At 67.1% G+C, this 25,296-nt stretch carries 19 protein-coding genes; 10 read left to right on the top strand and 9 right to left on the bottom strand.

The window, feature by feature from the left end:
• Positions 1-110: 110 nt before the first annotated feature.
• The 8 genes from wecC (at position 111) to CXH06_RS05725 (ending at position 11,322) form a co-directional block, all read left to right on the top strand.
• Positions 111-1,364 carry a UDP-N-acetyl-D-mannosamine dehydrogenase gene (wecC, locus tag CXH06_RS05760; RefSeq protein WP_114854203.1) on the top strand — a complete coding sequence of 418 codons (1,254 nt, stop codon included), beginning with the start codon at positions 111-113 and terminating at the stop codon, positions 1,362-1,364.
• Between the two features lie 152 nt (positions 1,365-1,516).
• Positions 1,517-2,689 carry a non-hydrolyzing UDP-N-acetylglucosamine 2-epimerase gene (gene wecB / locus CXH06_RS05755; RefSeq protein WP_114854202.1) on the top strand — a complete coding sequence of 391 codons (1,173 nt, stop codon included), beginning with the start codon at positions 1,517-1,519 and terminating at the stop codon, positions 2,687-2,689.
• Positions 2,690-2,714: 25 nt separating this feature from the next.
• Positions 2,715-3,071 (top strand): hypothetical protein, encoded by a 357-nt coding sequence (locus CXH06_RS05750; RefSeq protein ID WP_114854201.1) that lies wholly within the window; start codon positions 2,715-2,717, stop codon positions 3,069-3,071.
• A gap of 15 nt (positions 3,072-3,086) precedes the next feature.
• On the top strand, positions 3,087-5,741 hold the full coding sequence (locus CXH06_RS05745; RefSeq protein ID WP_114854200.1) for a glycosyltransferase: 2,655 nt from the start codon (positions 3,087-3,089) through the stop codon (positions 5,739-5,741).
• 4 nt (positions 5,742-5,745) lie between these two features.
• Positions 5,746-6,606 (top strand): hypothetical protein, encoded by an 861-nt coding sequence (locus tag CXH06_RS05740; protein WP_114854199.1) that lies wholly within the window; start codon positions 5,746-5,748, stop codon positions 6,604-6,606.
• Positions 6,607-6,609: 3 nt separating this feature from the next.
• Entirely contained in the window at positions 6,610-9,072 is a 2,463-nt protein-coding gene (locus tag CXH06_RS05735) for a glycosyltransferase (protein ID WP_114854198.1), read from the top strand.
• Positions 9,073-9,103: 31 nt separating this feature from the next.
• Complete coding sequence (locus CXH06_RS05730) at positions 9,104-10,483, top strand: polysaccharide pyruvyl transferase family protein (RefSeq protein ID WP_157975622.1); 1,380 nt, start codon at positions 9,104-9,106, stop codon at positions 10,481-10,483.
• 2 nt (positions 10,484-10,485) lie between these two features.
• On the top strand, positions 10,486-11,322 hold the full coding sequence (locus CXH06_RS05725; RefSeq protein ID WP_114854196.1) for a hypothetical protein: 837 nt from the start codon (positions 10,486-10,488) through the stop codon (positions 11,320-11,322).
• 81 nt (positions 11,323-11,403) lie between these two features.
• On the opposite strand, the gene CXH06_RS05720 is transcribed toward CXH06_RS05725, so the two are convergent.
• From CXH06_RS05720 to CXH06_RS05685, 8 genes are all read right to left on the bottom strand, one after another.
• A complete protein-coding gene (locus tag CXH06_RS05720; RefSeq protein ID WP_114854195.1) occupies positions 11,404-12,270 on the bottom strand; it encodes a polysaccharide deacetylase family protein in 867 nt (288 codons plus the stop codon).
• A gap of 83 nt (positions 12,271-12,353) precedes the next feature.
• Positions 12,354-13,397: an ABC transporter ATP-binding protein gene (locus tag CXH06_RS05715; protein ID WP_114854194.1), complete on the bottom strand. Its 1,044-nt coding sequence runs from the start codon at positions 13,395-13,397 to the stop codon at positions 12,354-12,356.
• Entirely contained in the window at positions 13,381-14,274 is an 894-nt protein-coding gene (locus CXH06_RS05710) for an ABC transporter permease (protein WP_114854193.1), read from the bottom strand. Before CXH06_RS05710 ends, CXH06_RS05715 begins: the two co-directional genes overlap by 17 nt.
• 12 nt (positions 14,275-14,286) lie before the next feature.
• Positions 14,287-15,846 (bottom strand): glycosyltransferase, encoded by a 1,560-nt coding sequence (locus CXH06_RS05705; protein WP_198684017.1) that lies wholly within the window; start codon positions 15,844-15,846, stop codon positions 14,287-14,289.
• Between the two features lie 275 nt (positions 15,847-16,121).
• Positions 16,122-17,648, bottom strand: a complete 1,527-nt coding sequence (locus tag CXH06_RS05700) for a hypothetical protein (RefSeq protein WP_114854192.1) — start codon at positions 17,646-17,648, stop codon at positions 16,122-16,124.
• 155 nt (positions 17,649-17,803) lie between these two features.
• Positions 17,804-18,592 carry an ABC transporter ATP-binding protein gene (locus CXH06_RS05695; protein WP_114854191.1) on the bottom strand — a complete coding sequence of 263 codons (789 nt, stop codon included), beginning with the start codon at positions 18,590-18,592 and terminating at the stop codon, positions 17,804-17,806.
• Positions 18,589-19,677 carry a glycine betaine ABC transporter substrate-binding protein gene (locus CXH06_RS05690; protein WP_198684016.1) on the bottom strand — a complete coding sequence of 363 codons (1,089 nt, stop codon included), beginning with the start codon at positions 19,675-19,677 and terminating at the stop codon, positions 18,589-18,591. The genes CXH06_RS05695 and CXH06_RS05690 overlap by 4 nt, the downstream gene beginning before the upstream one ends.
• Positions 19,678-19,682: 5 nt before the next feature.
• Complete coding sequence (locus CXH06_RS05685) at positions 19,683-20,597, bottom strand: ABC transporter permease (RefSeq protein WP_114854190.1); 915 nt, start codon at positions 20,595-20,597, stop codon at positions 19,683-19,685.
• A 272-nt stretch (positions 20,598-20,869) separates the two neighbouring features.
• Between CXH06_RS05685 and CXH06_RS05680 the strand changes: the two genes are divergently transcribed.
• Positions 20,870-22,291: a sodium:glutamate symporter gene (locus CXH06_RS05680; RefSeq protein WP_157975620.1), complete on the top strand. Its 1,422-nt coding sequence runs from the start codon at positions 20,870-20,872 to the stop codon at positions 22,289-22,291.
• 119 nt (positions 22,292-22,410) lie between these two features.
• A complete protein-coding gene (locus tag CXH06_RS05675; RefSeq protein ID WP_114854188.1) occupies positions 22,411-24,039 on the top strand; it encodes an amidohydrolase in 1,629 nt (542 codons plus the stop codon).
• Here CXH06_RS05675 and CXH06_RS05670 read toward each other — a convergent pair.
• Positions 24,027-25,256: a sugar MFS transporter gene (locus CXH06_RS05670; RefSeq protein WP_114854187.1), complete on the bottom strand. Its 1,230-nt coding sequence runs from the start codon at positions 25,254-25,256 to the stop codon at positions 24,027-24,029. The genes CXH06_RS05675 and CXH06_RS05670 overlap by 13 nt on opposite strands.
• Positions 25,257-25,296 lie beyond the last annotated feature (40 nt).

Here is a 25,296-nt window from a genome sequence, read left to right as displayed (position 1 = left end):
AAGAGCTCCAGCGTGGACGCCACGTTTCCCAGGGAGGGCCCAGCCGCTACAGTGTGGGGCGGCTCGGGTCACCCGGGCGTTTCTCCCTACCCCGATCGCCAGGAGATCAGATGAGCCCGAACGTCCCCCTCGACACCGTCAGCGTGATCGGTCTCGGCTACATCGGCCTGCCGACCGCTGCCGTTCTCGCCCAGGCCGGCAAGAACGTGATCGGCGTCGACGTCAAGCAGAGCAACGTCGATGCGATCAATGCAGGCACCGTGCCGTTCGTCGAGGAGGGCCTCGAATCCGTCGTGGCCGGCTGCGTCGCCCAGGGCAAGCTCTCCGCACAGCTGGAGACCCCGGAGGCCGATGCGTACATCGTCTCCGTTCCCACCCCGTTCAAGGGCGACCACGACGCCGACCTCTCCTACATCGAGGCCGCCGCCGGCGGCATCGCGCCCAAGCTCTCCGGCGGTGAGCTCATCGTCCTGGAGTCGACCGCTCCTCCCGGCGCGACGGAGCGGATGGCCGAGGTGATCCTCGAGGCGCGTCCGGAGTTCACCAAGGAGCCCAACCTCCCCAACTCGCTGTACTTCTCGCACGCCCCGGAGCGTGTGCTGCCGGGCCGCATCATGATCGAGATGGTCGACAACGACCGCATCATCGGCGGCATGACGCCGGAGGCCGCCGCACTGAACCGCGACCTCTATGCGAGCTTCTGCAAGGGCGAGCTGCTGCTCACCGACGCGCGTACCGCCGAGATGGCGAAGCTGACCGAGAACGCTTTCCGCGACGTGAACATCGCCTTCGCCAACGAGCTCTCGATCATCGCCGACCGCCAGGGCATCGACGTGTGGGAGCTCATCGAGCTCGCCAACCACCACCCGCGCGTGAACATCCTCCAGCCCGGCCCCGGCGTGGGCGGCCACTGCATCGCCGTGGATCCCTGGTTCATCGTCTCGGCGGACCGGGAGTACTCGAACCTCATCCGCACCGCGCGCGAGGTCAACGACTCCAAGCCGGAGCTCGTGATCCAGAAGGTCCTCGAGCGCGCCGACCGGTTCAAGGACCCCACCGTCGCCGCCCTCGGCATCGCCTTCAAGGCCAATATCGACGACCTGCGCGAGTCCCCCAGCCGGAACATCGCCGGCTCCCTCGCCGATCAGCTCACCGACGGCACCGTCCTGGTGGTCGAGCCCAACGTCGACGAGCTCCCCTCCGAGCTCGAGGAGCGCGCGAACGTGGAGCTCGCCGAGCTCGAGTCCGCGCTCGAGCGCGCGGACATCGTGCTGCTCATGGTCGACCATGACCCCTTCAAGACTGTGAACCGCGAACTGCTCCAGGAGAAGATCGTCATCGACACCAAGGGGCTGTGGCGCTGATTTCCCACGGACGGCGCGCTCCACATCCCGGCTCGGCACGCTCCCGCGCCGAGCCGGGATAAGTCGTCCCACCGCACCATTCCTCCACGTCTCGCGATCACGTTCACGCAGAGACACACCCTCCCCCACCCCTTCCTCATAGGAGGCCCACCATGTCCCTGCGCATCATGACTGTTTACGGAACGCGCCCCGAGGCGATCAAAGTCGCCCCCATCATCACCGCGATCGAAGCCGATCCGGAGCTCGAGTCGACCACCGTCGTCACAGGTCAGCACCGAGAGATGCTCGACCAGGTGAACACCATGTTCGGAATCGAGCCTGACCACGACATGAACATCATGGCCGCTGGCCAGACGCTCAACGGCGTCGCCGCAAAGGTCATTGCCGGTCTGGACGAGATCCTCGCCGAGGAGAAGCCCGACGTCGTGATCGTCCAGGGCGACACCACGACAGTGATGGGTGCGGCCATCGCGACGTTCAACCGCCAGATCCCCGTGGTGCACCTCGAGGCGGGGCTCCGCTCCGGACACATCGACTCGCCGTTCCCGGAGGAAGCGAACCGCAAACTCACGAGCCAGATCACGGCCCTGCATCTCGCACCCACCTCCACCTCCAAGGACAATCTGACCCGCGAGGACATCAGCGAGAACGACATCGTCATCACGGGCAACAGCGTGATCGACACGCTCATGTTCGCGACGAGGACTCTCGAGGTGCACTTCGGCGACGAGCGTCTGGAGGCGCTGCAGCAGGCCAAGAAGGCCGGTTCCGGAGGGCGGATCCTCCTGGTCACGGCACATCGACGGGAGAACATCGGCGAAGGAATGGCCGATATCGGTGCGGGCGTGGCCGAGCTCGCGCGCCGCTACCCGGATCTCACCGTCGTGTTCCCGATCCACCGGAATCCGAAGGTGCGCGAGTCCATCATGCCCGCCGTCGCCGACCTCGAGAACGTCCTGCTCATCGAGCCGCTGGCCTATGCCGAGTTCACACGCGCGCTCTCCTTGGCCGACATCGTGCTCACCGACTCCGGCGGCGTGCAGGAGGAAGCCCCCTCCCTGGGCAAGCCGGTACTCGTCATGCGAGAGAACACCGAGCGCCCCGAGGCTGTCGTGGCCGGGACGGTGAAGCTGATCGGCACCAAGCGTCAACGAATCATCGACGAGGTCTCCCTGCTGCTGGACTCCGAGGAGGCTTACAAGGGCATGGCCAACGCTGTGAACCCCTACGGCGATGGCAAGGCCGCTGAGCGCACGATCGCAGCCATCAAGTGGAAGTTCTCCGGCGGCGAGAAGCCGGCCGACTTCGGCACCGACGTCTCCTGACCCCGACACCATCGAAGAGGGCTCCATGACAACCGCGACGAGCGACCACGGGTCGACAGTCCGCGATAACACTGCACGATTCATCGACAGCGTCGCGAGCGAGTACGACTCCGTCGCCAAGGAGCTGCTGTCCCAGTACGAGCGCGAGGAGCGGCTCCTGGGCGGCATCACGAAGCGTGAAGAGAAGATCTCCGCGATCACCGAGCAGTTGTCCGCCGAGAAAACCAGGCGCAAAGCCGCTGAGGAGAAGCTCGCAGCCGCTGAGAAGCGACTCGCAGACGTCGAGGAGCGACTCAATCGGCTCGAGCAGACCAAGGGCCTCCAGTTGCAGCGCGCCTATTGGCGTGCCACGCGCTCGATCCGCCGTCCGAACGCACGATAAGCAGGTTCCGAGGACATGAAACAGGCAGACATCGAAAAGCGCCTCGAGAAGATCGCGGCGCGCAAGGAAGCGCTCAACGCCTCACGCACCGTCCACAAGAAGCTGTCCGGACACGTGCGCTCCCAGTACTTCCAGGACGCGCTCGAGGGGAAGCATCCCTACCTCATGCCGTCGAAGGACCGCGAGACGTACCTCGAGCGTCAGCGGGCGCTCGGTGAGCCCGTCGCCGAGACGGTCTCCGCGCTGATGGCGGAGGCACAGGACCTCCCGGAGGTCAGCCAGCCTCTCTGGGACAGGCGACGGGACGTGAGGATCGGCATCATCGCCGATCAGTTCCTGTACGACAGCCTCAAGGACGCCGCGCATTTCGTGCCGCTGTCGCCGCGCAACTACGGCGAGCACATGGAGTCGCTCGACATCCTGCTCATCACCTCCGCCTGGCGCGGACTGGACGGGGAGTGGGCCGGTGTCGCCAACGGGAAGACGGCCGCGGGCAGGATCCTGGACGAGTCGATCATCCCCCGAGCAAAGGAGCTCGGCATCCCGGTGGTCTTCTACTCGAAAGAAGACCCGCCCAACTTCGATCGTTTCTCGAACCTGGGGCGCCAAGCGGACTACATCTTCACCACGGCTGCCGAGTCCGTCTCCGGTTATCACAAGAAGTTCGGCGAGGACCGGCCTGTCGCTGTGCTTCCGTTCGCTGTGAACCACACCCATCACAATCCGATGGGGTGCATGCGCCACCGGGGCCACGAGATCCTGTTCGCCGGCTCTTGGTTCGAGCACAAGTACCACGACCGTCGCCAGGCCGCCCAGAAGATCTTCGACGGTCTGCTCGATGCAGACGCTGACTTGATCCTCGTCGACCGCAACCTCGAACTCGATCCGGAGAAGTTCCCCGGCGCGGACAAGTACCTCTACCCGGAGCGGTATCTGCCGTACCTTCACAAGCCGATCGAGCACGACAACCTGCTTGCGTTGCAGCGCCTCCTGCCGACTGCGATCAATCTGAACTCAGTCACCGGAAGCCAGACCATGTTCGCCAATCGCGTGATCGAGCTGCAGGCGATGGGAACGGCGCTGATCTCGAACTACAGCGCTGGGGTGAACTCGCTCTATCCACAGGTCACTATGCCGGACAGTCGGGTCGACGCCGAGCAGTCCTATTCTGCGATGACCGAGCACAGCATCCGCGAGGCTCAGACCGCTGGCATCCGTGCCGCCTTCACGGAGGCGACGGCGTTCGATCGCGTCGACACGATCATCGAAGCTGTCGGACTGCCCTCCCACCGGCCGGACCACCGTGTGTACATCACGGGCGACGACGCGGCTGTGTCCGCTCTGCTCGAGAGCTCAACGCTCTCCGAGGAGCTCCTCTCCCGTGTCGTCCGGGTCAGTGAGGGCACCGAGGTCAGGGGCGGGCGCGACGGCGATCTGCACCTCCACGCGGAGGCCGGTTACGAATACGGCCCGCACATCATTCAGGACGCCGTGAACGCCTTCCGCTTCAGCGATGCCGACTGTTCCGCCCTGCGTCCGATCGACACCGGCGCCGAGCTGTTCGAGTACGGCGGCGTGGATTCTCTGGCCGGCGCACCCGTGACTGCCGTGTGGGTCGCCGAGGGACGCACCCTCGAACAGGCCCGCGCCGAGGCGTCGACCTCGGTTACCGTCGTCGGCGAGCTGCGATCGGAGAGCACACCGGTCGTCGAGATCGCCGAGGAGCCCGAGCTCACGGTCGTGGTGCCGGTGTACAACAACGGCCCCCATCTGAAGTTCAAGTGCTTCGAGTCCCTTCGACGCTCCACCAGCTTCGAGCGCTCGGAGATCCTTCTCGTCGACGACGGATCCAGTGACCCAGAAACCCAATGGATCCTGCACGACCTCGAGCGGCGCTATTCGAATGTCCGCCTGTTCCAGTTCCCGGTGGGCGGTTCGGGCAGCGCCTCGCGTCCGCGCAACAAGGGGCTCGAGCTCGCGCGCACGCCGTACATCACCTATCTCGATCCTGACAACGAGCAGACGAACGACGGTTTCGCCTTCCTCCTGGACAAGGTGAAGCAGCGCGACCTGCATTTCGCGATCGGCAACATCGTGCGGTTCAAGAGCCGTCGCGCACCGGTCAACAACTTCGGCGTCCTGCGCCATGTGGTCGACAGGGAGTCTGGTGAGGTCCAGGAGAACGCTCTCTCCTCGGCGAACTACCAGCCGATGAGCATCCAGGCCCTCGTCGCTCGCACCGACTGGCTCCGCGGACTCGGGATCTATCAGCCGCTGGGCGCCGTGGGCCAGGACTCGTACTTCTTCCAGCAGATGCTGTACCACGCGTCCAAGGTCGGGATCTATCCGCTCGCGATCCACACGTACTACGCGGCGATCTCCGGCTCCACGGTGAACTCGATCAGTCCGCGCTTCTACGAGAAGTACCTCCCGCTCGAAGAGGACCGCGCCGCGTGGCTCAAGTCCGTCGGACTGCTCGAGGACTACAACCATCGTCGGCTCGAGAAGTTCGTCAAGGGCTGGTACGTGAAGAAGCTGGCCCTGGTCGCTCCCGAGGACCGTGAGTACGCGACCGAACTGATTCATCGACTGGTCGCGTTCTACGAGAAGACGGAATGGGATGACCCGGAGCTGGTGGAGTTCTTCTCCCACGCGGTCCCGGCCAGGTGATCGCATGACGACGACCGTCGCTGGCCGATCCGAGTTCGCCGCGCTGGGCACCTTGCATCTGGGCTCTGAACTCGCCCCCGTCCCGGGGTCCTTCAACCGCTTCGACCTGTTGATCGGAACAGTCCGCGTGAATGCGCTCCTCTGGATCAACGAGTCGTTCCCCGACCGTCTGGTGATCGCGACCAATGGGGCGGTCGCGCGGAAGCCCGGCATCGACCCGCGGGAGGTGTTCCAGCGCCGTACCTGGGTCGAGGACTTCCGAGGCTCCGCGCTGTTCCTCTCGGATCCGACCATCCGTCCGGACAACTCCCTCGCTATCGCGTGGGGGCAGGGGGCGCCCCGGGGCTTCGCACTTCCCGCGATGGCGCAGACGGCCCAGTATGTCGCCCGGCACCTGGATGTCCCCTCCTCGAGGCGGCTCTACTACGGAAGCAGCGCGGGCGGATTCCAAGCCATGCAGCTCGCGGCGCGTGATGAGCACAGCCGCAGTCTGGTCAACAATCCGCAGATCGACTGGACTCGGTACATGGAGGCGAACGTCCGGTCGATCTGTCGGCACTCGTACGGAACCGCGGATTCCGCCGAGGTCAGCGCTCAGTTCCCCGCCAGGACCCATGCCGTGAAGGCCTTCGCCGAGACCGGGTACGTGCCTCCCGTGCGCTATCTTCTGAACACAGCGAGCAAGAACGACGTCACGCGTCAGATGGACGCTCTGCTACGCGGTATGAAGTCCATCGCCTCGTTGAGCGCGCTTCCCCGGATCGACGTCGCCACGTACTACGACGAGAAGTCCGGTCACATGCCGATCCCGAAGCTGCGCACACTGCAGGAGATCAATGCCCAGCTCGATGGGATGGTGCACTGACCGATGTCCCCTGATGCGTCGATCGCACCGGAATCCTTGAGGGATGCCGTCCGGCTCTCCGTGGAGCAGCTCTCCACCCCCGGGCCGCCGGCGGCCAAGAGCGCTCGGTTGAGCTCCTTGCTGCGCCCCTTCTCTTCCTCTCCACTCGTGCAGCGGATGATGTTCCACCTCGCCCTGGCGGATGGCAGCGCCGGGCGCTGCCGTTTCGCGGCCGAGGTGCTGACCGGGGAGGGTGCTCGCTGGCTCGCATTTCTTCTGGCTCAGAACGCGCTGCCGTCAGCCGCCAAGGCCTGGCAGAAGAGGCGGCTGGAGGCTCTGCTGGCGGAGCAGCATTCTCTTCCCGCCATTCTCGGGGAGCGGCTCGTCCACTCCATCCGCGTCACCGCGGAGGGCGTGCTCGACGAGGCGCGCCTTCGGGACCCAGCCGGTTCGGATGATGCCGTCGGCACAGCCGTCGATTCGGCCACGTGGCTCGAGGAGTTCGTCGACTCCCTGAGCGAGCGCCCCCTCGGAATGCACCGCGATGTCCTCCTGGTGGACGTCGACGCCGATGCGCCGGACGACATCGTCACCGCTGTACTCACCGCCTGCCAGATCCTCCCAGTGACGGCGGCGACGATTTTTTCGTCCACAGACCAGTGCTCCACGGCCATCAGCGCGACGATCTCCTCGAGCCTCCCTTCGCGTTCACTGCACGCGGTACGTTCCGACGAGGGGAACTACCAGGTCATCGATGCGGGCGGAGCCGCTCTCCTGGACGTCATCCCGATCGACGACCTCTGCGTTGGTTCTGAGGAGGAACTCGTCATCCTGGCTGTCTTCCAGGGTGCTCTGGACCTGCTGTGTGATCCGGTCCTGCGGAGTTTTCGCGGAATGATCCTCGAGGCGCTCCGCAAGGAGCACCGTCCTCAGCTCCCGCTGTACAGCGACACTCGCGGATTCACACGGCTGGCGCACTTCCAGGCCGCCGGCCGGGACGCCGCTGACCTGAGGGAGTCACTCGCCGGCCATCTGCTCGAGGCGGGGTTCGCCGCCGAGGCACTCGCCCTGCTCCATGACATCCCCGCAAGATTCGAGGGCAAGTACTACCGAGCACGTATGCAGCGAGCCCAGTTCGCAGTCGGGAACTTCGCGGAGGCTGCCGGTTTCGCTGCGTCAGACCGCATCACGCAGGAAGCCACCGCCGCGGCCGCGCTCCTCGACGCGTTGGATGAGGTGAGTGCTGGACCGAAGGAATCCGTGGAGCTTCGGCCCGGCAAGGTTCTCACGATCCTTCATGCCAGTGCGCCCGAGCAGAGCGGCGGCTACGCCGTCCGTGCCCAGAGCCTGCTGCGCCATCTCGTCTCGTCCGTGGACGATCATGTGGCGTACACGCGTCCCGGGTTCCCTGAAGAGAGCAACTCGCTGGCACCGGGCGAGATCGCCGAGGTCGATTTCGAGGGTGTGCGCTACCGACGCCTGGGCACACAGCACGCTCGGAAGGCCGGCCAGTTCCAGTACATGCTCGAATCGCTCGAGCACTATTGCAACGTGATCCGCCAGGAGCGCCCATCGGTCGTGCATCTGCGCTCGACCTATGTCTCGGCCCTCCCTGGGCTGATCGCCGCCAAGCACTTCGGGATCCCGACCATTTACGAGGTCTCCGGGATGTGGGAGCTGGTCTATGAGGCCGATCATTCCCCGCGCAAGGAAGTGCTCCGCGCGCAGACTGTACGGCTCGAGAACGCAGTTCTCGCCCAAGCGGACACGGTGGCGACCATCACCGAGGCGATGGCACGCATCATTGCGGGTCGAGTCACCACCAAGGCCCCTGTCCAGATCGTTCCCAATGCTGTGGACGTCGAGGTTTTCGCGGAGGCCTACCGTGATCCGGCGCTTCTGCAATCCCTCGGCTGGGGCGATGACGTACCCGTCCTCGGTTATATCGGCAGCTTCGTCGGCTATGAGGGATTGGACGTCTATCTGCGTGCCTTGGCCGAGCTGCGGACGCGCGGCATCGCTTTCCACGGACTGTTCGTCGGTGACGGCGCCGCCGCGTCGGCGCTGTACTCATTGGCGTCATCGCTAGACCTCGGTCCCGAGCATCTGACGTTCACCGGACGGGTTCCGCACGAGCAGGTGGCCAGGTACGCCGCGATCGTCGATGTCTTCGCCTACCCGCGGCTCCTGACACCCGCTACCGAGGCGGTCTCCCCACTGAAGCCGTTCGAGGCGATGGCTGCCGGTAAGCCAGTGATCGTCTCCGACGTCCCCGCCCTCGCCGAGATCGTGAATCACGGGGAACGGGGCCGCATGGTGGCCAATGGTTCTTCGAGCGCACTGGCTGATGCTCTTGAAGCAGTCATCACCGACCTCGAGGCGACGGCCGCTACCCGATCCGCTGCTCAGGGGTGGGTGCGTCGCGAGCGCAGCTGGGATGCTGTCGGCGACTCGTTCACCGCCCTCATCACGTCGCTGCTGCACTGACAGCGTTCCCCCGATCCCCCTGGAGCCTTCCATGGTCACTGCGATTCTGTTCTACGAGCACGTCGCCTCGAACTGGGGCGACCTCGCGATCAACACCGGAGCCGAGGAGCTGCTGCGGCGCGCGGGCGCCGACGTCGAGAACTCGTCGATAGTGCGTATGAGGCCTGGCGAGGCGTATTCTCGTCTCGCCTCGCTCTCCGCGCCTGGTCTGCGGGTCCACGATCTCCCCCTCGCCGGAGTGCCCAAGGGTGGCGCAGAGGAGTACGCGCAGCTCGCGGACGCACTCGAGAACCCGCGTCGGTTCGCCGAGGACATCGGGATCCTGGACCACGACGTGGTCCTGCTGAACGCCGGCGAGCACCTCTTCGAGGCGGCTCACGGAGGAAACCTGACCGACCTGCTCTGGCGGCTCCTGCCTGCCATCGCCGCTGTCCATGTCGGGCGTCCTGTCATCCTTCTGCCCTCGACGATCGGCCCCTTCCTCACGGGGCTGGGCAGGGAGATCGACCGCTTTCTCGACTCATCTCTCTCCGCCTCGGCGTTCCGCGATGCAGAGTCGCAGCGGATGACCGGCACCCAGTGGGACTCCGACGCTCCCCTGTTGCTGGACCCGGGCTTCTTCGCCGCTGGCGAGCGGTCCGGCCCTCGGCACGTCGACGTCGCGGAGCGCGTCGGTCTGGTGCTGCGACTCGAGGACGCCGGTCTGCGCAGCGGATCGCGCCGCAGCAGCTACGTGCAGGCGAAGAACCGTGCGTCGGGATTCGTAGAGTCCCAGGCGTTCCGCCTGTTCCGCGAGGTCGCAGCTCGGATCCTCCGAGACGGCCGTCAGGTGTCGCTCACGATCCAGACCCGGGCGGACCGCGAGATCACCGCTGCCCTCCATGACTCCCTCCAGCAAGAGTTCGGCCCCGACAGCATCACGCTGAATGACCCCTCCTCCTACGAGGAGTACCTGGCGGCCATCAGCGAGGTGGACCTGCTCATCACCTCCCGCTTCCACACCGTCATCCTGGGTGAGACGCGAGGCGTCCCCTCGGTCGGGATCTACTCAGGGGCTCACGGTCACAAGATGCCGGGCCTGATGGGAGTCCTGGGAAAGCCGACGACCGCGGTCCGTCTCGACGATCGTCTGCCCGATCTGACAGCGGACGAGGTGATGGCGGCGGCAGCGGACGCCCTTGACGCCGCGGACGCCGTGTACGACCGGATCGACGCGCTGCAGGACACGACGGCGGCATGGTTCGGCAAGGCGCTCCGCGCCCCGGCGCGAATCGGAGCCACCGCCGTGGATCTTCGGCTCAGCGCTCTGGCCGCGCTGACGCGCACCGGCACCGAGCTCGCCGCCGAGCGCGACATCGCGGATCTCCGCCGCTCGGTGCAGAAACTCACCCGACTGATGACCGAGGAGTGACCGTGGCCGTGATCAAACGAAATCTGCCGGAAGGCGCCTTCCACCACGCGAGCGTCAACGCATTCCTGGCGAGTCCAGAGCGGGCTGCCTCCGGTGTCCACACGATCATGAGCAATGGACATCCCGTCGATGTGAAGTTCGAGAACCGAGGGTACGACGACACTCTCGTCTCGTTTCATGCTGCGATGAGCCCCGCGAAGTTCACGCTCCCCGTCTTCACAGGGGTCTCCATCTCGGAGCATCTTCCCGTGAATCGACTCTTCCTCTGCGACCCTTCCCTGTACATCAGTGCCAACCTCTCCCTCGCGTGGTTCGCGGGCAGTTCCCGGCAACCCACCCTGCAGAAGGACATCACGAACATCATCCGTGGTCTCAGCAGCGAGACCGGCCGAACGATCTGCTTCGGGGCTTCCGGCGGCGGCTTCGCGTCCCTCTACTACGCCAGCCGCCTGCCCCGTGCGCTGGCAGTACCGGTCAACCCGCAGACGAGCCTCGCGAAGTATAACCAGATCATTGTGGAGCGCTATCTCAAGCTCGCTTGGCAGGGGGAGGCCCTCGACAGGATCCCGGTCACGCATGATCTCGCTGATGCCTACGCCGCCGGCGTCGATACCTCCGTCCGCTACATCCAGAACACGGGCGACAGCTCCCACATGAGCAACCACTTCGAACCCTTCATGGAGGCGCTTCCGGCAGGCCATCATGTCGAACCTGTGCTCGTGGACGTCGGGGACGGACACGTTCCCCCGCCGAAGGCCCAGCTGAAGGCGCTGCTCACGGAATCTGCGACGGAGTTTCTCGCTCACGGACCCACCGGATCGGTTCCCGCGACGCGCTGAGGTCGAAGGAGCCGCGCGGTCACGAGGTGCAGTCGGCGAGCACCCCCGGTCGGCCATGAAAGCGCGCGACCTCGGTGCCGGTCAGATGGCGTCGACCGTTGCGTGATGGGACTGATAGTAGGAGATGTCGGCCAGGCTTCCGGCGTCGATCTGTGCACGGACGTATGCGATCACCTTCCTGGCAAGATCTTCGTTCCAGAAGGAGCGGCTGGCCTCCATACGGGATGGGTGGCACATCAAGGTCAGCGCGCATCGGCTCTCCACCGCCGCGTCGATCTTCTCCTTGATCTCGGGCCAGGGTTTCGCCTCCCATGCCCAGTGCTTCCCTCCGACCCGGATCGCCCCGTCCAAGGGCCGCAGTTCGTCTCCGATTGACCCCGACGCGATCGCATGATGGGCCAAGATCACGGCCCCGGCGAAGGTCCTGGAGTAACCATGGGCGCTGCCGCTGCCGAAGCCGTCGAACCGCTGCAACCCCGACACTCCGGGCACCGTGAACCCGTGAACAGTTCTCCCCAGCTGGCCCTCGAGCTCGGTGCGACCGTCCACGACGCTCTCCCAGATCGCGTCACGGCCCGTCTTATCTTGGTGGTCCGTCGTGTGATTACCCCACTCGACGCCCTCCCACGTCGAAGCCTCCGCAGGTGTGACGAGATCGCTCTGAGCAAACTCCCAGTTCCGTGAGTTCATGGCGACGTAGGACGGCAACCCATACTGGCCGTGGAGAGGCAGGAGAACATCTCGAAAATTGTTCAAGCCGTGGTCATAGCGGAAGACCACGGCGCCTTTGCCACCCGTCGACACCAATGGATAATCATCCACGTAACGACGGATGCGCGCCTCGCGTTCACCGGCCAGACCCTCGGACTCCAGGACCTCGCTGCCCACGTCCGCAGCTGCACGACGAACAGGATCCGGCACGCCCGATTCATTTACCTTGTCGCGCACAGCAACTCCGTTCGTCTGGGTTTCACACGGACCACAATCCGACCGATGATGCGATCGAGTCTCGCTGGGGAAGCAAGGCCAGACTACGCCTCCTCATCGGAGCTCGACATCCCGGGAAAACTCTTCTTCGGCGGTGAGAACTCCCGGTCGTAGACACGGGTGAACGGATCCGGCTCGAACTCAGGGGCCTGCTCACCTCGGTCGACCGAGCGCTCCACGTCGAGCACCGCGGGCTTCGCCAGTTGCGCAGCGCCTCGCTGCGGCTCACCCTCCTCCATCGCGTCCCGCAGGAGGACTGCGGCCTTCTCCTCGTTGCCCTGTGCCAGGTTGTGGGCGAACCACCGATACTTGCGAGCGACGTCCACGGCATCGCCGTCAAGAACTACCTGGCCCCTCTCCATCCAGACAGCTCGGGAGCACATGTTCTCGATCGTCTGCGCCGCGTGATTGACGAGGAAGACCGTCCCGGCGTTCTCGAGGAGCGAATCCATCGCACGGGTCGAGCGCTCGGCGAACGTCGCATCACCGGTGGAGAGCGCCTCGTCGATCATGAGGATCGACGGGTCGGATGCGAGGGATATGGCGAACTTCAGGCGTGCTGCCATGCCTGAGGAGTAGGTCTTCATCGGCAGGTCGATGGAGTCGCCGAGCGCAGAGAGCTCCACGACGCTCTCGAAGACCTCATCAGCCCGATTGGGGGTCAGGCCCATCGCAAGGGCGCCCAGTTTCACGTTCTGCGCGCCGGTCAGGTCCGGGATGAGCGCCGCGCTGACCCCGAGCAGCACGGGCCTGGCGGACGTCAGAACGGAACCGGAGCTCGGGGTCTCGAGCCCTGCCAACGTCCGCAGCAACGTCGACTTCCCCGACCCGTTGCGCCCGATGACACCGACGAACTCGCCCGAGCGCACGGTCAGCGACACCCCTCGCAGCGCGGAGACGGAAACCTTCTGCTTTCGGGCGACCTTTCCCGCCCACCCCTTGCGGCGCTCGCGGTCAGTCCTCAGCACCTGGTACCGCATCCGCAGGTCGTGGGCTACGACCGTGACCGGAGATTCAGCGGGTGCCGTCCAGCGCTCGTCGGCCCCCGCACCGCCGTCCACGATCGTCGACTCACTCGTCGCCGCCATAGGTGGCCTCCCCTCGCCAGAAGAACACGAACCCGAGAACCGTCAGGCCGATCCCCCAGCCCGCGAGGTACAACCAGTGACCGAGCGGGGGGACCACGCCGTCCATCAGGAGTCCGCGATAGAGCGCCAGCATGTGATAGATGGGATTCAACTGGATCAGGACGCTGACGACCTGATTATCGAGGAACCGGTCCACAGGGAAGATCACGCCGGATCCATACATCAGGAACCTGGCCGAGAAGCTCATGACCTGAGACGCATCAGGAACGATATGGCCGATCCGCGCCATGAAGAACGCGATTCCCAGATTGAGGATCTGGTGCAAGACGAACACGGCCGGGAGAATCAACCAGGTCCACTCCGGGGTCTCATGGTTCGGCAGCACGATGATCGCGACGAGCATCACCGGGATCGAGTAGAACATCTGGAACATGGAGCGCATCTCTGCAGAGACCACGAGGGATGCGCGAGGGAACGAGAATGCGCGTATCATCGCACGCCCGCTACTGAGGATCCCGGGTCCCGACGAGATGCTGCTCATCGTGGACCGGAACATCAATATTCCGATGATGAGATAGGCCGTATAATTCTCCATTCCGCGGTCGATGCCGAGGATGAGCGCGAAGATCACCCAGTACATGAAGGCATCGAGGAAGGGCTTCAGGACCAGCCAGACGTTCCCGAGACGGTTCCGATTGTTCTGATTGGTGACCCGATGACCGGCATCCATCCAGATGAAGTGCCGGCGCTCCCAGAGCCGCCGGATGTATTCCCCCAGCGGGGGTCGGACCCCGACAGGGCTCAACGCTCCCACCGTCTCGCCGCGCGCTTCGAGCGCCTCGACGATCTGCCGGTTCGTCATCAGGTCATTCGCCATGACGCTACGTCCTCAACTCCCCACTGCACGGTCGTACAGTTGCTTGTATCGTCCCACCAACGCAGGCCACGAGCGCTCACGGACGAGGTCACGTCCAGCGGCAGCAGACTTGGCTGCATGCCCAAGATCGAGGTCGCGCAGCGCGTTCGCCAGAGCGTCAACGTCACCTGCCGGGACGAGGACCCCTTGGATGGTCCCTTCACGATCGACCACAGTCTCCCGGAGGGCCGGCAGATCACTGACGACTACCGGCCTCCCCAGAGCAAGGGCTTCGACCGGCTTCTGCGGGGTGACAGATCGGGAGACCTCACGGTCGAGACGAGGTACGGTCACGATGTCGAGCGCCTGTACCCAGCGCGCCGAGTCCTCGCGAGGTACACGGCCGGGCATATGCAGCCGGCCGGCGATTCCGAGATCATCGGCGAGCGCTGTGAGGCCCGGCGCGGCCACGCCATCCCCGGCGAGCAGCACGTGGAGCCGTTCACCGAGGGGCTCATCGCCGTGAATGATGCGCGCCGCCGCACGGAGCAGCGTCTCGAAACCCTCGTACTCGACCAGGGCGCTCACGGCCCCGACGAGCACAGCACCCGATGGCACGTCGAGGCCCACTCGCTCCCTCGCCTCAGCGGGGGACAGATCGTCGTCGAACAGGTCGGCCTCCACTCCATTGGGCACGAGGGTGATCGCCTCGCGCGCCACGCCCCGACGCTGCAGTTCGCCGGCCATGGCCTCGCTGAGAGTCACCACGGCGTCCGCCTCTCGTGCGAGCTCGCCCTCTCGGGCTGCCACCAGGGCGACCTTCTCCGATGCAGCAGCTTCGGTTCGGTCCTGTTCCGTTCGACGCGAGGCGATCCAAGTCTGCTCCATGAGGCCACGTACTTCGAGCACCCAGGGCAGGCCGGTGGCCTCGGAGACCGCCTGCGCGACGAGGGCATTCATATAGTTCGTCGTCGCGTGTATGACATGCGGACGGAACTCGTCGACCAGCTGGAGCGCATGCTCCACCTCTGCGATGAGACGTTCCTGTGGGGTACGCGGGAGAGATCTCGGAAGCGTGCGGGCATAACGGATGCCATCCACGACGTCCTCGCTTCGGGCCCAGGCCAACCCGACCATCACCGGATACCCGGTGCGGGTGAGGGCTAGGGACTCGACGCCCTCATCCCGCAGGGCTCTCAGGATGCGATGCGTGCGCAGCGAGTAGCCCGATTGTGTGTGCGGGAGAGAGTTCGTCACCAGGTGGAGTACGCGCAAATGCTCTTCCGGGCCCGGACCGCGGGTCTCGTCGACAGGGTGGGGCGTGACCGGCAGGCGATACCCCGGGGAGAGCAGGCGCAGATCGCTGCGCAGCCTCTGCGCATACAAACTGCTCGCGCGGCCGGCGTTCTCCAGTATCTCCACCGACGCGTGGAGGTCGCCACGGGACCAGGCACTGCGAGCCCGGACGACCGGAGAGGCGTCCGGATCGATGAGGTCTTCGCGGCCTACCATCACTGCCACCTCGTCACCGAGTCGCGACCCCGGCTCCTGCGCGTCGAGCCGCCGCTCCGCTCCCTCGATGTCACCGACCATGACAGAGCCCAGGGACGCCACTCCTCGCCACCACGGCGTCCACCTGTCCAGGCCTCGCAGAGCACGCCCAGCACCCACCCTCAAGGCCATCGGGAGCCTCCGGCTCGCCTGAACTGCCAACAGCGCCGGATCATCACTGAAGTGGTACAGGCCCGCCTGCAAGAGGAGACGCACATTGCGTCCCACAGGGCGTGGGCTCGACACGGGGCTCCGATCGTCGGGGGCGGGAGGATGCTCGGGGAGTGTACCGAGTGCGAGGCACCTCCTCCCCCGGATCAGCCGCCGACCGGCTTCCCGTTCGAGACGTGCGCACGGTAGAGGTCGCTGGACTCATTGAACCCGTAGAAAGTAAGCAGGGGGTTCTTGCGGTAGATCATCTCCCGCTGCAGGAACCCTGCCTTGCGATCCCTGACGTCATAGGCGAGAAAGAGATCTATGATACGACGCACATTGAACGGGGTAATCGTATCGAAGGCGACGTCGGTCTCGTTGAGCACCTGGCCGTACCAGCGCGAGTGCCGGTTCTCCCAGTAGTACAGGTCCGGATACTCATAGCTCTCGTGCACGGCGTCATAGGAGAGCTGCCGCATCCCATCTCTCAGATGCGCCATCGCCGACTCCACGACGTCGGGGCCGTACTTCTTGGCGGATGCCTGAGTCAGTCTCTCGAGGCGCTCGGCGCCACTGATCGTGCTCCCCAGCTGGCCCTGGTAATAGCGGCCGATCTCCAGGAGGTTGCCTCGGTAGTGCACGGCGTCGCGCTGGGGGAAGAGAGTGAGATAGCCCGGGAGGATCCACCGCCCGTGCGGGGAGACGGAGTTGCGGTCCATGACCCCCTTCCCTGCCCTGACCCAGGCCGCATCCTTCGTCCGGCAGATGAAGCTGTGGTCCTCAGGAAGGAAAGGAGAGAGCTTCTTGACGATCTCCTGATCCCCGTACATCACCTCAGACCAGCGGTCTTTCGGAGCCTCGCCTCGCAGGGCCTCCGGGGTCGTGTAGGTCAATGCCCGGAACGCGTCGGCACGCCCTTCTGCCATCGCCAGCATGAATCGTGAGTCCATGCCTCCGGTGATCGACATCGCCAGCGGGACGTTCAAGGACTCGAGCCAGTCCAGCTGCTCCTCCCACAAGCGCTCCAGGAGATCGACGCGTTCCTCATGATCCAGAGTCGCGGCACGATTCTCCGAGATCGGGAAGAAGCGACGCTGCGAACCGGTCTCGAGCTCCAGCCGCTGATTCGCGATGAGGGCCCGGATAGACTTGTGCGCGGTGCTGGTCCACCGGACTTGGGGTCCGATTGCAGCAGGCAAGCGATGGTCGGCGAGCGCCGGATCAGCATCTCGGACAAGAATGTCGTAGTGCGAGGAGATGCGACGCCGCGACGCATCGTAGAAAACAGAGCGGGTCCCGGCAGCATCATTGTAGGCCGCAGTACGACGATCAGCATGCAAAATGACGGCGTAGCGGCCGGCCAGATCATAGAGCGCCCGCTCGACGGCATCCAAGCCGCCCGCCTCGAACTGAGTCCACAGCGCCTCGGCGACAGACGGCACGACTGAGGGGATCTCGCCCGTCGACAGAGGAAACGCTTTACCGAGGACGACAACGAAGTCCGCCCCCGAGATGTGAGCGTCACACTCGAGGACTTCATCGTGCTGGATCACGAATCCAGGAAGTTCTCGTCGCACGAAATAAGAGAGCTGATCGAGCTCGTCCTGGGCATCCGGGCCGAAATAGTAGCCCCGAGGATAGAGCATCGGACCGGACAGCTTATCGGACACCTCGACGATATTGCTCGCCACGAGCCCTCCTTGACATAGTCATTCTCGAGGGCGCATTGGAGATGCACCCGATCTGCACTAGTATGCCTCGCCCTTCAGAAGGGTGCACACTACTCTTTCCCTTCAGTCATCGGCCATGCGGGGCGTGTCCGGGATGTCGGCCTCCGCCCCGCCCCTCAGTGCTCGATCGCCCCCGCGATCCGCTCCCGCAGCTCGATGAACTCCGCGGTGCGCCGCATCTCCTCGCCCAGCTGGTGCCCGGCCTGCTGGGACAGCGTCACCTCCTGGTCCAGCACCACGCGGCCGGGCCGGGCGCTCATCACCAGCACCCGATCACCGAGGAACACCGCCTCGTCCACGTCGTGGGTGATGAAGAAGACCGTCCGGTGCTGGGCCCGCTGCAGGGCCAGCAGATCCGCCTGCAGGCGGGCGCGGGTGATCGCGTCCAGCGCCCCGAACGGCTCGTCCATGAGGATCACGTCGGTCTCGTTGGCGAGCACGCGCGCGATCTGGGCGCGCTGCTGCATGCCTCCGGAGAGCTCGTAGGGCTTGGCGTCCCCGAACTCGCCCAGCCCCACCAGCTCCAGGTGCTCCTGCGCCTTCCGGGCACGCTCGGCCTTACCCACCTTGCGCATCCGCATTCCCAGGGCCACGTTGTCCCGCACCGAGTACCAGGGGTAGAGGTTCGGCTGCTGGAAGACGACGCCGCGCGCCGCGCCGGGACCGGTGATCTGCTCACCCCGGTAGCGGGCCGCGCCGCCGGTGGGGTCGAGGAAGCCGGCGATGATCTTCAGCAGCGTGGTCTTCCCGCAGCCGGAGGGGCCCACCACGCACACGAACTGCCCCTGGGGGATCTGGATGCTGGTCTCGGCGAGCGCGTGGACGACGTCACCGGAGTCGGTGACGAAGCGCTGGGAGACGCCGTCGAGGTCGACGACGGGGGCCTGCTGGACGGTCTCGGTCATTCGGTGACCTCCTCGATCGCGACGCCGTAGGGCATCTCCTGGTACACGCCGTCCTCGGCGAGGGCGTCGATCTCGCCCTGCTCCTCGAGGAACTCCGCGGTGCCGGCGAGCGCCTCCGGCAGGCCCTCCCCGCCGAAGTACTCGGGCCCGGCCTGCTCCTCGAGGCTGGGGTAGATGTACCCGTCCAGGAGCTTCTGAGCCTCCTCGGTCTCGATGCCCAGCTGCACGGCGATCGAGGTGGCCGCGCTCTCGGGCTCCTCGGTCAGCAGCCGGGAGCCCTCGGCCTGCACGAGCGTCCACATGCGCAGGAACTCGGGGTTCTCGGTGAGGAAGGCGCCGGTCCCGGCCACCAGGTCGAACGTCGGCGCCCCGAGACCGGCGCTGTCCTCGCTGGAGAGGATCGTGTGGCCCTCCTCCGCCAGCAGCTCGGTGAGCGTCGGCTCCCAGATCCAGGCGGCGTCGATCTCGTCCCGCTGCCAGGCGGCGAGGATCGCGTCGGGCGCGAGGTTGATGACCCGCACCTCGCCGGTCAGCCCCTCCTCCCCCAGCGCGGTGAGCAGGGAGTAGTGGGCGGTGGAGCCGAAGGGCACCCCGATGGTCATCCCGGACATGTCCGCCAGCGTCTCCACCTCCGGGTCCTTGACCACGAGGGACTCGGCGGCGCCGATCACGTCGGAGATCCAGATGACCTTGACGTCCCGGCTCAGCGGCGGGGAGGCGGCCTTGGTGACCGGGCTCGAGCCCACCTGCGCGATGTCCAGGGAGTTGGAGCCGAAGGCCTGGATGACGTCGCCGCCGGAGTTCATCTTCAGCCAGGAGATGTCCGCGTTCGGCATGCACTGCTCCAGCAGCTGGAGGTCCTTGATCACGAGGTCCCCGTTGGGGATCGCCTGCCAGGCGATCCGTGCGCTGGTGGTGATCGAGGGGTCGGGCTCGACGGGGCAGGCCATCTCGCCGGCGGAGTTGTCGGGGTGGCTGGTGCGGCCGGACTGGACGCAGCCGCCCAGGGCCAGCGCCCCCGCCAGGGCGGCGGCGGCCAGTCGCAGGGCGGCGCCGCGGGGGCGCGCCGGGGTCGGGATGCTCACGGGGTTCAGACCTTTCCGTGCCAGGGGACGAGCCGGTCGCCGATGATCCGGATGATGGCATCGAGCGAGACCGCGACCAGGCCGATCACGATGATGCACGCGATGGTCAGCGAGGTGTTCAGCTGCGTGCCGGAGATGTAGGCGAGACCGCCGATGCCGGGGATGCCGTTGTTCAGCTCCGCCGCCACCACGGTGGTCCACGCGAAGCCGATCGCCAGGCGCAGGCCGGAGAAGATCGAGGCGGTCGCCGCCGGGAGCACCACGAAGCGGGCCACCTGGGTGGACCCCGCCCCCATGCTCCGCGCCGCGGAGACGTAGTCCTCGCGCACCCCGCGCACCCCCTCGACGGTGGCGATGACGATCGGCGGGAAGGCCGCCAGGAACAGCAGCAGGTACTTCGAGAGGTCGCCGATGCCCACCCACACGATGATCAGGCCGATGTAGCCCAGCGGCGGCAGCGCCCGCAGGAAGTTCAGGTACGGGGCCAGGGCCGTGTTCGCCGGCTCCCACATGCTCATGAGGAAGCCCAGCGCGATGCCGGCGAGCGCCGCGAGGGAGACGCCCACCGCGATCCGCTGCAGCGAGGCGATCAGGTGCTCCCACAGGTAGTAGTTCTGGACGCCGCAGACGGTGCGGCCGGTGGACTCGTCCACCACCAGGCAGCGGTTCGCGTCGATGAACGAGGTCAGCACCGCCTGCGGGCTGGGCAGGTACAGCGGGTCCACCAGCTTCAGCGCGGTGATCAGCCACCACAGGGCCAGCACCGCCACCAGCACCCCGGCCTGCAGCAGCCGGTTCCGGCGACGACGCCGGGATCGTCCGCGCCGCGCGGCGCGCGCGACCTGCTGTGATCCGTCGTCGGACCCCGGGCCGGCGGCGGCCGACGGCGCCGTGGCGGCCGTGCTCGCTCCATCGCTCATGGGTGGGCGGTTCCCTTCGGGCTCTCGGTGGTCATCGTCGCGGCGACACGGTGACGGCGGCGAGCCGCCCGGTGCGCTCCCCGGAACTGCCGGGGAGGCACCGCTGTCCACGGCGTGCTCCCCGATCGCGACCAGGGGCGTCGGCTCCACAGTGTGACCCACGCATCTCCGTGTCGCCCGGTCACGATACCCTCCCGATCCACGACCACCATGACGCGGCGATGTGCCGGTGCTGCCCGATGCACCGGAGCGGCCGCGACGAGGAGCCCGACGTGTCCGTCCTGTTCGGCCTGTCCCTCATCGGCCTGTTCTGCCTGCTCGGCATGCTGCTGCGCCGGTGGATCCCCGGTTTCCGCAGCGCGATGGTCCCTGCCTTCGTGATCGCCGGATTCCTCGGCGCGATCGTCATGAACCTGGGCTTCTCCGGCGTTCTCGAGGGGGTGGACAGCGAGCTGTTCACGATGCTCACCGCCCAGCTGTTCACCCTCTCCTTCATCTCCATCGGCCTCACGCCCCCGCCGCCCGGCACCCGGGACGCCGGCGGCAGGACCCAGAAGGTGCTGCTGCGCGGCGCCTGGGCGATGGGATTGACCTGGACCTTCGTGTTCGGCCTGCAGGCGCTGATGGGAGTGGGCCTGGTCGCCGCGACCGGGAGCCTGGGCGGGATGGACCCGATCTACGGGTTCATGCTGCCCTTCGCCTTCGCCCAGGGCCCCGGCCAGGCCGTCACCTTCGCCGGCATCTTCGAGGCGCAGGGCTGGGCCAATGCGGTCGACGTCGGCCTCGCCTTCACCTCCGTCGGCTTCGCCGCCGCGTTCCTGGTGGGCGTGCCGCTGGCGAAGTGGGGCATGAGCCGCGGCCTGGCCACCCATTCGATGGAGATCACCGACTCCGTGGGCAAGGGCTACTTCCGCGACGACGAGGACTCCGCGCCGATGGGCAGCGAGACCACCTTCTCCGGCAGCATCGACACCCTCACCGTCCACGCCGCCATGATGGGCCTGGCCTACCTCCTCGCCCATGTGCTGGCCTGGGTCTTCGGGCACATCCCCGGCTTCGTCGGCGAGACCATCAGCGGCATGATGTTCATGAACGGCCTGCTGGCCGCGTACTTCCTGCGCTGGGTGATGCGGAAGATGGCGGTGGAGCACCTGCTGGACCGTCAGATGCAGGCCCGCATCACGGGCGTGACCACCGACTACGTGGTGGTGGCATCCTTCATGGCCGTCCAGGTCGCCGTGGTCGCCGCCTGGCTGGTGCCGCTGCTGGTCACCGCTCTGGTCGCGGCCGCGGTCACGGCGGTGGTGGTCCTCGCCATCGGCCAGCGCTACGGCAGCGACCACGACTTCGAGCGCTCCCTGGGCATGTTCGGCACCCTCACCGGCACCACCCCCACGGGCCTGGCCCTGGTGCGGATCCTGGACCCGCGGATGCGCACCTCCACCATGGCGGAGATGGGCTTGATGAACCTGCCCGAGATGTTCTACATCCCCGCGATGCTCGCGATCTCCGCGGCCTTCGCCGGGGAGCTGGGCCTGCTGCCCGCCGTGGGCATCATGGCCGCGCTGACCGCCGGCTACTTCGTGATCATGCTGGTCACCCGCTGCTTCGGGGCGCGCACCTGGTCGCTGCGCGGGCCCGTCCGTGCCTCGGCCGGCGCCGACCCCGACCCCGAGCCCGCCGCGACCCGCTGAGCCGCGCGGGCCGCTGCACGGCGCGGACCGGCGCCACGCCCGGCCCGCGCGCGCCCGTCGGCCACCCCACTGTGCGCCCTGCCCCGACCCCCGATCCGAGAACCCCAGGAGCTTCCCCCATGGACACGATCTACCACTCCGGCCGCATCCTCACGATGGTCGACCAGGACGATGCGCCCGAGGCGGTGCTGGTGCGGCAGGGGCTGATCGCGGCCGTCGGCGGCCTCGAGGAGGTGCGCGCGGCCGCCGACGCCCCCATCACCGAGGTGGACCTCGAGGGGCGCACCCTCATGCCCTCCTTCATCGACTCCCACGGCCACCTCATGCACCACGGGGCGCTCGCGGCCCTGGTGGACCTCGAGCACGCCCGCAGCATCGACGAGGTCGTCGAGGCCTTCCGCACCCGCCTCGCACAGCGCGATCCCGACGACCGCAGCGCCCTGATCGGCGCGAAGTACGATCCGGACCTCCTCGCCGAGGGCCGCCACCCCACGCGCGACGACCTCGACCGGGTCTCCGCCGAGCTGCCCGTGTTCGCCCTGCACCGCAGCATGCACGTCGCCGTGGGCAACTCCTTCCTCGTCGAGGGCGCCGGCCTCACCGCGCAGACCCCGGACCCCGAGGGCGGGCGCTTCGGTCGCGCCGAGGACGGCACCCCGGACGGCTACGTCGAGGAGCACCCGGCGATGTTCGTCTTCGCCTCCCTGCTGGACCCCGAGGGGGCCGGCGGCCTCCTGCCCGGCTCCTCCCCCGACCCCGCCCGTGCCGTCCGCCTCGCGGCGGAGGACTACCTGCGCCACGGCATCACCACCGCGCAGGAGGGCGCCGCGGACCCCGCCACCATCGCCGGCCTCGCCGCCGCGGCGGACGCGGGCGCGCTGGGCCTGGACGTGGTGGTCTACCCCGTGGGCCACCTGAACACCGGCGCGTACACGACGCACGCGGAGTTCGCGGGCGACTACCGGGGCCGGATGCGTCTGGGCGGGTACAAGCTCATCCTCGACGGCTCCCCGCAGGCCCGCTCGGCCTGGATGAGCGCCCCCTACGAGCCGATCGAGGGCGACGGCTGCCCCGGTTGCGCCTACCCGATCCACTCCCCCGAGGAGGTCGAGGGCTTCGTGCGGGCCATCGCCGAGGAGGGCCGCCAGCTCATCGTGCACTGCAACGGCGACGCCGCCGCCGAGCTGTGGATCGACACCGCCCAGCGCGTGGGCGCCGAGCTGCCCGCCCTGCTCGAACGGCGCCCCGTCATGATCCACGCCCAGACCGTGCGCGACGACCAGCTGGACCGCATGGCGCAGCTCGGGATGATCGCCTCGATCTTCTCCGTCCACACCTGGTTCTGGGGCGATGTGCACCTGCGCAACTTCGGCCCGGTGCGCGGCCGGCGCGTCAGCCCGGCCCGCTCCGCCCTGGACCGCGGCGTGCGCGTCACCCTGCACCAGGACTCCCCGGTCACGCCGCCGGACATGATCCTGACCCTGTGGGCCGCCGTGAACCGCGTCAGCCGCAGCGGCGCGCCCGTGGGCCTCGAGGAGCGGATCTCCACCTGGGAGGCGCTGCGTGCGGTCACCACCGAGGCGGCCTACCAGTACGGCGAGGAGGACTCCAAGGGGCAGCTGCGCGAGGGGATGCGGGCGGATCTCGTGATCATCTCCGCGGACCCCCTGGCCACCGCCCCGCAGGACCTGCGCGACATCGAGGTGCTGGCCACGATCAAGGACGGCGAGGTCGCCTACGAGGCCTGAGCTCCCGGGTGCGGGATGAGCCGGTTGAGCCGCTCGGAGCTGACCAGTCCCAGGGCGACGAGGGCGAGGAGGAAGACCGGGAGGATCCACATCCCCACGGCCGCGGAGAGCGCGCCGAACAGCGGCGGCGCCAGGGTCGAGCCCGTGTATGCCGCGGCCATCTGGATGCCGATAATGGCCTGGGAGTTGCGGGCGCCGAAGTTCCCCGGCGTGGAGTGGATGATGGCCGGATAGATCGGGGCCGAGCCGAGCCCCGCGATCACGAGCCCGGCCAGCGCGAGGGTCGTCGTCTCCAGCGGCAGCGCCATCAGCACGGCGCCGAGGCCCACGGCCGCGAAGCCACCGCGGATCAGGTGCCGGTCCCCGAACCGGTCGGCGACGAACCCGGCCAGGAACCGCCCGGCGGTGATGCCCAGCAGGAAGAGCGAGGCGAAGGCCGCGGCCGTCCCGGCGGCGACCCCGCGGTCGGTGACCAGGTAGGTCGCGGACCACAGGATCGCGGTGCTCTCGAGCGCGCAGTAGGCGCAGAAGGCGGCCAGGATGAGCACGACGCCGGGCAGGCGGAGCACCTTCCCGAGCGGGACGTGGCCGGTCTCCTCCCCGGTGGCGCCGGCCCCGGTCTCCTGCTCGGTGCTCGCCCCGGGGACGCTGCGGCGCGCACCGACACGGTCGACCTTCCCCCACAGCGGGATGCTGAACAGCAGCGCGGCCGTCAGCACGACCTGGACGAGGCCGACGATCCGGTACGCACCGGTCCACTCCAGGCCGGAGGTGAGCGCGTAGCTCATGATGAACGGGCTGATCGAGGCGCCCACGCCCCAGAAGGAATGCAGCCAGTTCATGTGCCGCGCCGCGTAGTGGAGGGCCACGTAGTTGTTCAGCGCCGCATCGACGGCTCCCGCCCCCAGCCCGTACGGGACGGCCCACAGGCACAGCATCCAGAAGGAGTCGGAGACGGAGAAGCCCAGCAGGGCGGTCGCGGTGATCCCGACGCTGACGGCCGTGACCGTACCGGCGCCGAAGCGACGGGTCACCCGCTCCGAGGCCAGGCTCGAGACGATGGTGCCGCTCGCGATGATCATCGTGATGAAGCCGGCGAAGGCGACGGGGACCCCGAGGTCCTCATGCATGGCCGGCCAGCCGGCGCCCACGAGGGAATCCGGGAGGCCGAGGCTGATGAAGGCGACATAGATGATCGCGAGGAGGAGGGAGTACACGGGTGCGAACGACACTCTCTGGGACGACGGACGGCGCAGC

This window comes from Brachybacterium sp. YJGR34, from assembly GCF_003347015.1.
Lineage (GTDB): Bacteria > Actinomycetota > Actinomycetes > Actinomycetales > Dermabacteraceae > Brachybacterium.
The sequence above is the reverse complement of the archived record's forward strand: the minus strand, read 5'-3'. Positions and strand labels throughout refer to the sequence as shown.

Coding starts and splice junctions, on each gene's coding strand:
- CXH06_RS05740 (WP_114854199.1), top strand. CDS start 5,746: ATGACGACGACCGTCGCTGGCCGATCCGAGTTCGCCGCGCTGGGCACC.
- CXH06_RS05705 (WP_198684017.1), bottom strand. CDS start 15,846: ATGGTCGGTGACATCGAGGGAGCGGAGCGGCGGCTCGACGCGCAGGAG.
- CXH06_RS05685 (WP_114854190.1), bottom strand. CDS start 20,597: ATGAGCGATGGAGCGAGCACGGCCGCCACGGCGCCGTCGGCCGCCGCC.
- CXH06_RS05730 (WP_157975622.1), top strand. CDS start 9,104: ATGGTCACTGCGATTCTGTTCTACGAGCACGTCGCCTCGAACTGGGGC.
- CXH06_RS05675 (WP_114854188.1), top strand. CDS start 22,411: ATGGACACGATCTACCACTCCGGCCGCATCCTCACGATGGTCGACCAG.
- CXH06_RS05715 (WP_114854194.1), bottom strand. CDS start 13,397: ATGGCGGCGACGAGTGAGTCGACGATCGTGGACGGCGGTGCGGGGGCC.
- CXH06_RS05745 (WP_114854200.1), top strand. CDS start 3,087: ATGAAACAGGCAGACATCGAAAAGCGCCTCGAGAAGATCGCGGCGCGC.
- wecB (WP_114854202.1), top strand. CDS start 1,517: ATGTCCCTGCGCATCATGACTGTTTACGGAACGCGCCCCGAGGCGATC.
- CXH06_RS05735 (WP_114854198.1), top strand. CDS start 6,610: ATGTCCCCTGATGCGTCGATCGCACCGGAATCCTTGAGGGATGCCGTC.
- wecC (WP_114854203.1), top strand. CDS start 111: ATGAGCCCGAACGTCCCCCTCGACACCGTCAGCGTGATCGGTCTCGGC.
- CXH06_RS05710 (WP_114854193.1), bottom strand. CDS start 14,274: ATGGCGAATGACCTGATGACGAACCGGCAGATCGTCGAGGCGCTCGAA.
- CXH06_RS05695 (WP_114854191.1), bottom strand. CDS start 18,592: ATGACCGAGACCGTCCAGCAGGCCCCCGTCGTCGACCTCGACGGCGTC.
- CXH06_RS05750 (WP_114854201.1), top strand. CDS start 2,715: ATGACAACCGCGACGAGCGACCACGGGTCGACAGTCCGCGATAACACT.